This window comes from Apilactobacillus quenuiae, assembly GCF_002994005.1.
Classification (GTDB): domain Bacteria; phylum Bacillota; class Bacilli; order Lactobacillales; family Lactobacillaceae; genus Apilactobacillus; species Apilactobacillus quenuiae.
Genome location: NZ_POSN01000001.1, coordinates 181,640 through 194,577 on the forward strand (window position 1 = coordinate 181,640; position 12,938 = coordinate 194,577).

Sequence of the window (12,938 nt, forward strand, 5' to 3'; positions counted from 1 at the left end):
TGATTCAAACTACAATGATAAACTATAAAATTATAAATAACAATAATTTTATCATGATGATAAACATTTACTTTTATATAAAACTATTTACTATTAACAAAATTAGGATTAAGTATTTTCATTTTTACTGGCATCCCCTCATGATCTAAATCAATAATAGCAGATCCATTTGATTGTCTTTCATTAATAGGATGATCATTTGGAATAATATCATGATGTCTATTACGATCAGTAAATATTCTGATTGGACTAAACTCATTCTCAATTTTAGCAAGTTTTATAAAGTCGACTACTTCATGAGCATTACGTTTTAATGGTTTTAGAACTTGTACTCCTCTACGGCCACGACTTGCTAAAGGAATATCCATAGATAACATATTTTTGTAAAATCCACGTTGAGTAATCATAGCTAACGTATCATTATCATTAACTAATTGGCAATTAACAACGCGTTCATTGTCTCTAAGTTCCATAGATTTAACTCCAGTGGTTCTTGCACCATTAATTGAAACTTCTGCAAGTTCAAATCTAGTTGCTAAGCCAACATTAGATATAAGTACAACTTCTGGATTATCATTTTTACCTACATACTTAACATTAACAACTCTTGCATCATTATTCTTAAGTTTTTCATACATAGTTGCATGAGAACGATAAGTACGACCTGGTAATAGCTTACTAAATTCTGTTTGCTTAATATAGCCATCGCTAGTTGCAATTAAAAACTTACCTGACTCTTTAAGCGAATTAAAAGTAAAAATATTTATGATTTGTTCATCATTGTCTAAACCAATCGTTTGAGAAATATGTTCACCAGTTTCTTTCCATTTAGCCTCAGCTATTTCATGAACAGGTCGATATATTAAATGACCTTTATTGGTAAACATAAATATGTGATCCAAAGTACTCATTTCAGATGAAAAGATTGGATAATCATCTTCTTTGAGTCCATTTTCTTCAACATCAGAAGCTTTATAAGATCTAATACTACTACGTTTTAGGTATCCATCATGACTAACTAAAACAATTACATCTTCATCCGGCACAGTAATATTTTTACTAATCTTAAGTTCTTGTACATGTTCCTCAATTTTAGTACGACGAGAATTCCCATAATCTTTTTGAATTTGTTTAAATTCCTTAGTCAATACTTTATCTAATTCATTAGGATCATTTATGATTGTATTATATTCAATAATATCTTTACTCAATTTATCATTTTCTTCTTGCAGTTCAGTAACATCAGTATTAGTTAAACGATAAAGTTGTAATTTAACAATTGCATCAGCTTGCTTATTAGAAAAGTCATATTCTTTAACTAAATTTTGGCAAGCATCTTTTCGATTCTTACTTGATCTAATTGTTTTAATTACCTTGCTTAAAATAGACAATGCTTTAATAAGACCATTAACAATATGTTGACGATTCATTGCATTTTTTAAATCAAACTTTGTTCTGTTAGTAATGACATTTCGTTGATATCCAAGATAAGATTTTAAAATTGTTTTTAATGGTAATCTTTCAGGACGCATATGATTAATAGCAACTACATTAAAATGATAGTTAACTTGTAAGTCTGTATTCTTAAATAAATAATTTAAAATACCTTGAACATCGACATCTCTTTTTAGTTCGATTGCAATCGAAAGACCATTACGATCACTTTCATCTCGAACTTCTGCAATTCCATCAATTTTTTTGTTAATTCTAATTTCATCAATTTGCTTAACCATTTGTAACTTATTAACATCATAAGGAACTTCAGTAACACGGATAAGTGATTTATTACCACGTAATTGTTCAGTACTGGTCTTGGAACGAATAACAATTTTTCCACGACCAGTTTGATAAGCCTTTTTAATTCCATCTAAGCCTTGAACAATCCCACCAACAGGGAAATCAGGACCCTTGATAAATTGCATTAGTTCATCTAAAGATGCATCAGGATGCTTTTGTAAATATATTAAAGCATCTAATACTTCTGATAAATTATGAGGAGGAATTTCAGTTGCATATCCTGCAGAAATACCAGTAGCACCATTAACTAACAAGTTAGGGAAACGTGATGGTAATACAGTGGGTTCTTCTTCAGTATCATCAAAATTGGGTACCCAATCAACTGTATCCTTATCAATATCACGTAACATTTCAGATGAAATTTTACTTAAACGAGCTTCTGTGTAACGCATAGCAGCTGCAGGATCTCCATCCATGGAACCATTATTCCCATGCATTTCAATTAATGGTTCACGTAATTTCCAGTCTTGACTCATTCTAACTAAAGCTTCATAAATCGAGCTATCACCATGTGGATGAAAATTACCCATTACATTACCAACTGATTTAGCTGATTTTCTAAATCCTTTATCATAAGTATTACCATCTTTATTCATTGCATAAAGGATACGACGTTGAACTGGTTTCAATCCATCCCTAATATCTGGTAAAGCTCTTTCTTGAATAATTGATTTAGAATAACGACTAAACCGTTCACTCATAATTTGTTCTAGGGTTAATTTTTCAATAATTGATTTTTTGTCCAACTAAACTAACCTCCTTTATTCAGTTTCTTCTTTCTTAGTTTTATCCAAAATACTTCCATCTTCCTCAAGATTAAACTCAACATTTTTTTCAATCCATTCACGACGTGGTTCCACTTTATCACCCATTAAAGTAGTAACTCTCTTTTCAGCTAATGCTGCATCATCAATATTTACTTGAATTAAAGTTCTATTATCAGAATCCATAGTAGTTTCCCATAACTGATCAGCATTCATTTCACCAAGACCTTTAAAACGTTGTAATGATGGATGTTTACCAAAGTTTTTTAATTTTTCATCCATTTCATCATTGGTCCAAGCATAATCAACTTTGTTACTACGACCTTGCTTTTGTTGAATTTTAAACAATGGAGGCAATGCAATATAAACCCTTCCTTGTTCAATCATTGGACGCATATATTTGTAAAAGAATGTTAATAATAAAATTTGAATATGAGCACCATCATCATCAGCATCAGTCATAATAATGATTTTGTCATAATTAGCATCCTTAATGTTAAATTCAGGACCAACTCCAGCTCCGATTGTATAAATCATGGTACTAATTTCTTCATTTTTTAACACATCGTCTAATTTAGCACGTTCAGTGTTTAAAACTTTACCCCTTAAAGGCAAAATGGCTTGATGTTTACGATCACGACCTTGTTTTGCTGAACCACCAGCAGAATCACCTTCCACTAGGAATAATTCATTTTTTGAAACATCTTTAGATTGAGCAGGTGTTAATTTACCAGATAACAATCGCTCTTTTTTATGATGCTTTTTGCCACTTCGACTTTCATCACGGGCTTTACGTGCAGCTTCACGGGCTTTACGCGCTCTCAATGATTTTTGAACTAAGCTTTGTGCAAACTCACCATTTTCCATTAAATAGTACCCCAACTGTTCAGAAACTACATTATCAACAATTGAACGTACCTCAGGGCTTCCCAACTTTTCTTTAGTTTGACCTTCAAATTGAAGCATTTCTTCAGGTACCTTAATAGAAATAACCGATGATAGCCCTTCTCTAACATCTGAACCATCTAGATTTTTTTCTTTTGGTTTCAATAATTTAACTTTTCGAGCAAATTCATTAAAAGATTTTGTCCAAGCACTTCTAAATCCGGATTCATGAGTTCCACCATCTTTAGTACGTACGTTATTAACAAAAGACAAAGTATTTTCAGTATAACCATCGTTATATTGGGCAGCTACCTCAACTTCAACACCATCTTTTTTACCATCAAAATACATAATGTTGTCGCCTAATGTATGCTTATCTTCATTTAAGTAAGCAACAAATTCTTTAATTCCATCTTCATAATGGAATGTATCTTTTTGTTCTTGTCCACTTCTTTCATCGGACAAATTAATTTTAATCCCATTTAATAAAAATGCAGATTCTCTTAAACGTTGTTTTAAAATATTATAGTTAAAAATAGTTGTTGTAAAAATACTATTATCGGGTTTAAAAGTAACAGTAGTACCACTATGGTCATTTGTTTTACCAATATTTCTTAAAGTTCCTACTGGATGACCACCATCTTTAAAATCTTCTTCATATTTATATCCATCACGGACAATAGACACACTTAAATTGGTTGAAAGTGCATTTACAACACTAGAACCAACTCCATGCAAACCACCAGAAGTTTTATATCCACCATTTTCTGAGAATTTTCCCCCAGCATGCAATATAGTAAAAATGACTTCAGGCGTAGGCTTACCAGAAGAATGCATTCCCACTGGCATACCACGACCATGATCTACAACCGTAATACTATTATCTGGATGAATTGTAACGTCAATTTCGTCACCAAAACCAGCTAATGCTTCATCAACTGCATTATCAACGATTTCATATACTAAATGATGTAGCCCCTTACTATCAGTAGAACCAATATACATTCCAGGACGTTTTCTAACTGCTTCTAATCCCTTTAAAACTTGGATTGAAGAGTCATCATAATTCTGTGTATCTTTAGGCATTACAAAACACTCCTTTACTACAATATAATATATTACCTTATTTAATATGCATTTTAAAGGGTAATAAGTATAATTAAGAACATTTGTTCTCATTTATAAAGTTGTCATAATAAATATAAATGGTAAAATGAAATAATAATATATTTATGGAGGAAAAAATTTGAAACTAGTTATTTTATTGGTAATTGCATACTTGCTAGGTTCCATTCCTAGTGGTATATGGATTGGAAAATGGTTCTTCAATGTTGACGTTAGAAAACATGGATCGGGTAATATTGGTACAACAAATACCTATAGAGTATTAGGCAAAAAAGCAGGTACTGTTGTTATGATTATAGATATATTAAAGGGAACAATAGCAACTTCATTGCCTTTACTTTTCAATGTAAATATATCACCTATCATTTTTGGCTTATTTGCAATTGTAGGTCATACATTTTCAATCTTTGATAAATTTAAAGGTGGAAAAGCCGTTGCAACTAGTGCTGGAATGTTACTAGCTATTCATCCAGTATTATTTTTATGTGCATGTATTTTTGAATTATCATTTACTTATATAACAAGTATGGTAAGTTTGGCAAGCATGATTTCATTTCCATTAATTGTAATTTTATTGTTTCTAGATAAAGATCCATGGCTGGGTACAATCGGTTTATTATTAACCATCTTTATTTTTATTAGACATAGAAAGAATATTATTAGAATTAAAGATGGAAATGAAAACTTAGTCCCTTTTGGTTTGATATATAATAATAAAAACAAATAACCTTATTTTTAGGGTTATTTGTTTTTATTATGTTTAGTTAAAGTAACTTTTAATTTATACAATATAATAAAAAAAGAAACCTTTTAATAAAATGGCTTCTTTAAAAAATTCTAATCGAATAATCAGTATTAAACGTTTGTTCAGATAATAAATGTTTTATGCCATTCTTATGAGATAAAATACCGTCAGCATTTATATCATCAGCAACTCCCCACCATGGTTCTAAGCAAACAAATGATGCATTGTTAGCTGACCATAGTCCAGCATATTCTGGATTATTAGCTTTAACTTCAACTCCATGATTAAAGTTTTGGTTTCCTAAACGACACATCACTTTATTATCATCTATTTTAATAATTTTAGCATCATCATAAAAAATTTCATGCTTTAATTGCAGCGGCTTATACAAATTAATATCATAAGCATTTCTTAAGTCAATATAAGGTGCTTTAAAAGGAATCTGTTTATAAATTTTGTTTGGAGAAACATTAATATAATATTCATCATAATTTTTCTCAGCCAGGTTACCTAAAGGAACATTAAATGCTGGATGTGCTCCTATTGAAAATAGCATTTCATTTTTACCATCGTTAGTAACACTTAAGTTAATTTTTAATTCAGAATCAGATAATAGATAATTAATTTTCAAAGTGAAATCAAAGGGATACATTTTTAATGTTGCTGCATTTGATTTTAATTGCATTGTAACGGAATCATTAGTTTTCTTAACAATTTCAAACTCCATTTCCCTAGCAAATCCATGTTGACCCATAGAATAAATTTGCCCATTATATTCATATTTGTCATTTTTTAAGCGACCCACTATCGGAAATAAAATTGGTGCATGTCTACCCCAAAAATTACTATCTGCTTGCCAAATATATTCAATGTTTTGATCATTCTTTATACTTGTAACTTCAGCACCTTTTGTGTTGATTATGACATTCAAGTACTCATTACCTAAATTAACTAGCATCATAACCCTCCGAAAATTCGTAATATATTAATTTTACAATAAAAATAATTAAAAATAAAACAAATACTAAGCCCTAGGGAAAAATTTGTTATAGTTTTTTAACAAATTATCACTAGTAACATGCGTATATATTTGAGTTGTTGATAAACTACTATGACCCAATAATTCTTGTACAGTTCTTAAATCAGCACCATTATTAAGCATTTCAGTAGCAAATGTATGACGTAACATGTGCGGATGAATTTTAGTTGTCAATGAAGTGTTTCTTATAATTTCATTCATGGCATATTCAATTCCACGACTAGTGATGTGTTTTCCATATTGGTTAACAAAAACAAAATTATGGTTTTGATTATACTTATGCATCAAAGGATTACGACAATACTTAGCGTAATCATCTAGGGATTGAATCAGATATTTTCCAAATGGTAAATATCTTTGTTTATTTCCCTTACCAATAACAGTGATAATCTTATTTTCGAAATCAATTTCATCATAAGACAAGTTAGCACATTCACTAACACGCATTCCTGTATCATAAAGAGCTTCCAACAAAGCATAATTACGATAATTTAACATCTTATTATTACCTAATTTGGCTCCTTTGAATAACTCAAATAATTCCTGTTGATAAAGGAATCTAGGTAAATGTCCACTATGTCTTTTTAAATTAACAAAACTAAAAGGATTTTCATTAATTAACTCATTCTTCATAATAAAATTATAAAATGAGCTTAAAGATGATATTTTTCTGGAGATAGTATTTCTACTATCATCATTTTTGCGAAGATGATTTAAATAAGTTTCAACATCTAAATCATCTATTTGTAACAGTTTGCGATCATTATCATGCATTCCATTAACAAATTGATCTATATCATTTTTGTAAGCGATGGCTGTATTATCAGAATATTGTCGTTCATCTTTTATATATTCCATAAACCAATTAATTAATTTTGCATCATCATACTTTTTCATTTTTAATCACTCAATCTAATAAAAAGAGCTCTTAAGTGTATTAAGAGCTACATTATTATTTTTGGACATCCTCTTTATAGTCACCATTAGGGCAAACAACTTGAATGCCGCCTTTAACTTTTTTCTCAACTAAATATTCACCATCTTTAGGACAATTTCTCCCAATTGGCTTATTCCAAGTAACAAAATCACAATCGGGATATCTTGAACAACCATAAAAGATTCTATTTTTCTTAGATTTACGTTCAATAACATCGCCCTTTTTACATTTAGGACAAGTAACCCCAATTTTCTTAACTATGGCTTCTGTGTTACGACAATCTGGGAAACGAGAGCATGCATAAAATTTACCATAACGCCCCATTTTAATAACCATTGGAGCACCACAGATTTCACAATTATATCCTGCTGGCTCATCTTTAATTTGCACATCTTCCATATTTTTTTCAGCATTTGAAACTTCTTTGGCAAATGGTTTATAGAACATATCCACTACCTTGATCCAATTTTGCTTAGCTTCTTCTATCTCGTCAAGGTTGTTTTCCAAATCAGCCGTAAAGTCTATGTTAATAACATCAGGAAAGTACTTTTCAATAATATCATTAACAATTTCACCTAGTTCAGTCGGTTCAAACTTACGACCAACTAATTTTACATAATAACGACGTTGAATTGTACCAAGGGTTGGTGCATATGTTGATGGACGACCAACACCATTTTGTTCAAGCGCATGAATCAACTTAGCTTCACTATATCTTGCAGGTGGTTGAGTAAAATGTTGATCAGGATTATCCTTCAACATTTTAACTTGATCACCGTTTTTAATATCGGGTAATATGTTATCTTTTTCTTTACCTCGTTTATAAACCTTTAGGAATCCATCAAATTTTAGCTTAGATCCGTTTGCTCTAAAATCGACACCATTCTGATTCATATTAACAGTCATAGTATCCATAACAGCTGGAGTCATTTGACTTGCTAAAAAGCGACACCATATCAAGTTATAAAGCTTATATTGATCATTACTTAAATATTTTTTTAAACTAGAAGGTGTTCGATGAACTGAGGTAGGGCGAATAGCTTCATGGGCATCCTGAGCTCCTTCAGGCAATTTACCTTTAATTGGCTTAACTGCTGCATATTGAGCTCCATAATTTTCATGTAAGAAATTAGATGCTTCATGTTTAGCAACCATAGAAATTCTAGTAGAGTCAGTCCTCATATAAGTAATCAAACCTTGATTACCCTCTTTACCAATATTAATTCCTTCATATAACTGTTGAGCATTCATCATTGTTTTTCCAGTTTTGAAGTTTAATTTATTATTAGCATCTTGTTGCATTGTACTAGTTGTAAACGGTTGTTGTGGTTGACGCTTACGCTCTTTCTTAATAACACTGGTAACGTCAAAGGGCTTTCTTTTATCAATTTTATTTAAAATTGACTTTACTTCTTCATTATCATGAATTTCAGTTTTTTTATCATTCAAACCATAGAAATTAGCTTTAAAATCATCACTATCTTTTTTCATATCAGCATCAATGGTCCAATATTCTTTAGGAACAAATTTCTTTATTTCACGTTCTCTTTGAATAATCAACCATAATGCTATTGATTGAACACGGCCAGCACTCAAACCTTTTTTAACCTTTTTCCATAATAGTGGTGATATTGAGTAACCAACTAAACGGTCTAATACTCGACGAGCTTGTTGAGCATCTACTAAGCTCATATCAATCGTGCGAGGATGCTTAAACGCTTCTTTAACCGCATCTTTAGTAATTTCATGAAAGGCAACTCGATTTTCATTGTTTTCATCTAATCCTAATAAATGAGATAAATGCCAAGCAATGGACTCACCTTCACGGTCAGGATCAGATGCTAGATAAACGCTTTTAGCTTTTTTGGCTTCTGAACGTAATTCTTTGATTGTATCGCCCTTACCACGAATAGAAATGTAATGAGGAGAATATTCATTTTCAATATCTACACCCATTTTGCTTTTTGGCAAGTCACGAACATGCCCTTTACTTGCAATCACACGATATGTTCTCCCAAGATATTTTTGAATTGTTTTAGCTTTAGTAGGCGATTCAACAATAACTAATTTTTTCTTGGGTGATCTTCTTTTTTTCTTTTTAGTTGTTTTTGTAGTCATCCATATCCCTCATTAATTTATAATCTTAAATCAAAATATTTTATTTATAATAAAATTCTTCAATAATATCTTTGGCAGATAAAACTGGTTTTGTTCCTGCCAGAATTAACTCATTACACCCTACAGAAGCCAAACTATCTATTCTTCCAGGAACCGCTAAAACATTGCGATTGTTTTGCAATGCTAAATTTGCAGTAATTAAGCTACCAGATTTATTTTTTGCTTCTATAACCAATAATGTATCAACTAAACCAGCAATAATACGGTTTCTCTCAGGAAAATGAAAACGTAACGGCTTACTGCCAACTGGATATTCACTAATTAACAAATGATTGATTGCAATATTACGCTGCAACTTCTCATTTTCCTTGGGGTAATATATATCTAGCCCAGTTCCAATCACAGCCACCGTTTTTCCCCCATTAGCAATAGTACACTGATGGCTTAATTTATCAACCCCATACGCCAATCCAGAAACTACTACAATATCTGATTTCGCTATTTGAGGAATTAAAATATTTAAAATATTAACAGAATAATCAGTATTGTTTCTGGATCCAACAATACCTAACATTTTATTTTCTATTAAAGAAATATCGCCAAAATAAAAAACAATGATTGGTGGTAAATATGATTCTTTTAATCCAAGCGGATAATTATCATCCAAAATAGAAATAAAATTAACATGCTCCAAATGATAAGATAAACTATCAGCGACCTTTTCGCTATTAAAAGATTCACAAAATTTATCATAATATCGATTAGATAGATTAATAGAATTGGCTATATCTTTTGCATTCAATTTAATTTCGTTAGGTATAATCTTATATTTGTTTATTAACCATTTATAAAATGCATATTCTGATTTAATACCAAAGCCACTGGTAAGTTTTAGTTTAAGCAATAAATTACGTAGTTTCATTTTAAAATCTCCTAATTGGGGTTTTAAACTAATTACGTATTTAATAATTAGTTAAGTCTAAAACCGGTTTAAAAGATTTGCGATGAATAGGTGTTGCACCATATTTGCTCAGTGCTTTTAAGTGTTTTTTAGTTCCATATCCAGCATTATGAATAAAGTCATATTCTGGATATTTCTTATCATACTCATCCATTAAATGATCACGATATACCTTAGCCAAAATACTTGCAGCTGATACACTTGCACTTTTAGCATCACCCTTAATTAATCTAACCTGTTTATTAGGGATATCAATATTCATTGCATCAACGATTACAATTTTAGGCTCAACATCCAAATCATTAACTGCATCTTTCATTGCTAATCTAGTGGCCTCATAAATATTAATTTTATCAATTATTTTGTTTGATGCAACACCAATACTATAATATAAGGCTTTTTGTTTAATAATTTTAGATAATTCAAGGCGTTTTTTAGGTGATAATTTTTTCGAATCATTAACTTCATAAGCATCAAAGTCATGAGGTAATACGACTGCAGCAGTTACTACCGGGCCAGCCAACGGGCCTCTGCCAACTTCATCTACTCCAGCAATATATTCAATACCTTCATTCCAAAAATATTTTTCATATTTAAGTCTTTTTTGAAAATCTGATTTATCTTTTTTCAATTTTCTTAATTGATTTATTCTATGATTTAATGCAACTTGAATTCCTTTACGAGAATCATCTTTATACTCATTAAAAATACCGTCCGATAAAGTTGTAACTTTATCAACTACTTTTTTGAAATCATTAATGGATAATTTATTATTCATTTTGATTTTCCTTATCTAAACTATCTAACGTAAACAAACCTATTTTACCTTTACGACTATCCAAAATTAAACGCATGGATGCTCTTTCATAATCATCGCGCATTCCAATATTTTTGGTTATTTTTAATAATAGATTAACATCACTTAATGCCAAATCTTCTTTAGTTAAACGATATCTTTTAATTAAGCCCTCACGATTATGTTGTCTAAAGAATTTTAATGCAAACAAGGCTACATCATCGCTAGCATAAATACTGTCTTTTATAGCACCAGTTAAAGCTAATTTATTAGCAATTTCTTCGTTTTCAAATTTAGGCCATAGAATACCAGGAGTATCCAATAATTCTAATTCATTACCAGCTTTTAACCATTGTTGTCCTTTTGTAACACCAGCACGATTACCGACTTGAGCAGCGCGTCTCTTAACAATTTGATTTAGTAATGTTGATTTCCCCACATTAGGCACACCTACACAAATTGCCCGAATAGCCTTGTTATCAAGGCCTTTATCTTTACTAGCAGCAATTTTATCTCTTAATAGATCTTTTACTACTTTTGTGATGTATTTACCCGTAGTATTATTTTTAGAATCAACTGAAATAGCAGCATATCCTTTATTTCTAAAATAACTTAACCATTGATTAGTAATATTAGGATTAGCTAGATCACTTTTAGTTAATATCATTAAACGCGGCTTATCTTTACTAATTTTTTCAACTTCCGGATTAATAGAACTAAAAGGACATCTAGCATCTACTAACTCAAAAACAATATCTACTAAATGAATGTTTTCTTCAAACTGACGAATGGCTTTAGCCATATGTCCTGGAAACCATTGAATCATATATATTCGCTCCTATCTATAATTTTTATTGTACTATATTTTTTATCTTATTAGCATAAAAAAATAAACCTAAATCATAATCTAGGTTTATTTTTGTTTAATTATTGTGATCCTTAAAAGTTTGCCAAGCTTCATCAAAAATAGTCATACTAGGTAAATAACTTGCGTTTTCTTCTAAATATTCAGAAATATCATCATAATAAATTGATTGTTTAGGAAAAGATTGATCATAAAATGCATTGTTGGCAAATTGAGCAATTGGATCATTACTACCAGAATTACGCTCTGTCATCAAAAATTGATAAAAAGTTTTCATTAAACTCCTCCAAATTAATCATTAGGAACTAATGCTTTAAATCTAAAGTCTCCATCACCATTCATATCAATTTTATTAGCTTGATATGAAACCTTGTTTTTTCCACCTAATTCATTAATGTGTAATATAATTTTGCTTTCTTTACTATTAAGTTCTATCCAATTAGGAATATGATATTTTTTACCAACATACGCTATCACAAACTTGGCCGGAATATCAAGACGACCAACTTCAAGATTTTGAGTATCTAATTCAATATTTCCATCATTTAATAATTTAGGATTCATAGATAAAATATAATTAACACTAGATCCTAAAATTTTAATATTCCCATAAATATAAGCTTTCTTATCCAAAATAAATTTATAATTCATCGATGAATTATGATATTTGTCAAAGTTTTTTAAATAATAAGAAGAAAGGGAATTAATTTGATTTTTATTAAGTTGAACAGCAATAGGTGTACCATCCTTAGAGGTATTGTTATTTTGAACAGAATTAACAGTACTATCGTGAATTTGTAACCATAAATATCCTAATCCTAATATTATTAATATGATCAAAATAAAAAATAAATATTTAAAAATATTATGTTTTCTAGATTTATGCATTTAAATAATCCCCTTGAA

The 12,938-nt window shown here is 30.2% G+C and carries 11 protein-coding genes; 1 reads left to right on the forward strand and 10 read right to left on the reverse strand.

Annotation, left to right across the window (positions count from 1 at the left end; all coding sequences use genetic code 11):
- Positions 1–83 precede the first annotated feature (83 nt).
- Positions 84–2,543, reverse strand: a complete 2,460-nt coding sequence (parC, locus tag C7N44_RS00990; protein ID WP_105956057.1) for a DNA topoisomerase IV subunit A — start codon at positions 2,541–2,543, stop codon at positions 84–86.
- 15 nt (positions 2,544–2,558) lie between these two features.
- Positions 2,559–4,532, reverse strand: coding sequence for a DNA topoisomerase IV subunit B (parE, locus tag C7N44_RS00995; RefSeq protein WP_105956058.1), 1,974 nt, complete (start codon positions 4,530–4,532; stop codon positions 2,559–2,561).
- A 160-nt stretch (positions 4,533–4,692) separates the two neighbouring features.
- Between parE and plsY the strand changes: the two genes are divergently transcribed.
- Positions 4,693–5,298: a glycerol-3-phosphate 1-O-acyltransferase PlsY gene (plsY, locus tag C7N44_RS01000; protein WP_105956059.1), complete on the forward strand. Its 606-nt coding sequence runs from the start codon at positions 4,693–4,695 to the stop codon at positions 5,296–5,298.
- Between the two features lie 100 nt (positions 5,299–5,398).
- On the opposite strand, the gene C7N44_RS01005 is transcribed toward plsY, so the two are convergent.
- The 8 genes from C7N44_RS01005 to C7N44_RS01040 form a co-directional block, all read right to left on the reverse strand.
- Positions 5,399–6,274 (reverse strand): aldose 1-epimerase family protein, encoded by an 876-nt coding sequence (locus C7N44_RS01005; RefSeq protein ID WP_105956060.1) that lies wholly within the window; start codon positions 6,272–6,274, stop codon positions 5,399–5,401.
- Positions 6,275–6,340: 66 nt separating this feature from the next.
- Positions 6,341–7,252 (reverse strand): tyrosine recombinase XerC, encoded by a 912-nt coding sequence (locus tag C7N44_RS01010; RefSeq protein ID WP_105956061.1) that lies wholly within the window; start codon positions 7,250–7,252, stop codon positions 6,341–6,343.
- Between the two features lie 55 nt (positions 7,253–7,307).
- Positions 7,308–9,410, reverse strand: coding sequence for a type I DNA topoisomerase (gene topA, locus C7N44_RS01015; RefSeq protein ID WP_105956062.1), 2,103 nt, complete (start codon positions 9,408–9,410; stop codon positions 7,308–7,310).
- Positions 9,411–9,450: 40 nt separating this feature from the next.
- The gene (gene dprA, locus C7N44_RS01020) at positions 9,451–10,332 is read right to left on the reverse strand and encodes a DNA-processing protein DprA (protein WP_105956063.1); all 882 of its coding nucleotides are present in this window, start codon (positions 10,330–10,332) and stop codon (positions 9,451–9,453) included.
- Between the two features lie 40 nt (positions 10,333–10,372).
- Positions 10,373–11,149 carry a ribonuclease HII gene (locus tag C7N44_RS01025; protein ID WP_105956064.1) on the reverse strand — a complete coding sequence of 259 codons (777 nt, stop codon included), beginning with the start codon at positions 11,147–11,149 and terminating at the stop codon, positions 10,373–10,375.
- Positions 11,142–11,993, reverse strand: coding sequence for a ribosome biogenesis GTPase YlqF (ylqF, locus tag C7N44_RS01030; protein WP_105956065.1), 852 nt, complete (start codon positions 11,991–11,993; stop codon positions 11,142–11,144). Before ylqF ends, C7N44_RS01025 begins: the two co-directional genes overlap by 8 nt.
- A 97-nt stretch (positions 11,994–12,090) precedes the next feature.
- Positions 12,091–12,309 (reverse strand): YozE family protein, encoded by a 219-nt coding sequence (locus C7N44_RS01035; RefSeq protein ID WP_105956066.1) that lies wholly within the window; start codon positions 12,307–12,309, stop codon positions 12,091–12,093.
- 14 nt (positions 12,310–12,323) lie between these two features.
- Positions 12,324–12,920 carry a YpmS family protein gene (locus tag C7N44_RS01040; protein ID WP_105956067.1) on the reverse strand — a complete coding sequence of 199 codons (597 nt, stop codon included), beginning with the start codon at positions 12,918–12,920 and terminating at the stop codon, positions 12,324–12,326.
- Positions 12,921–12,938 lie beyond the last annotated feature (18 nt).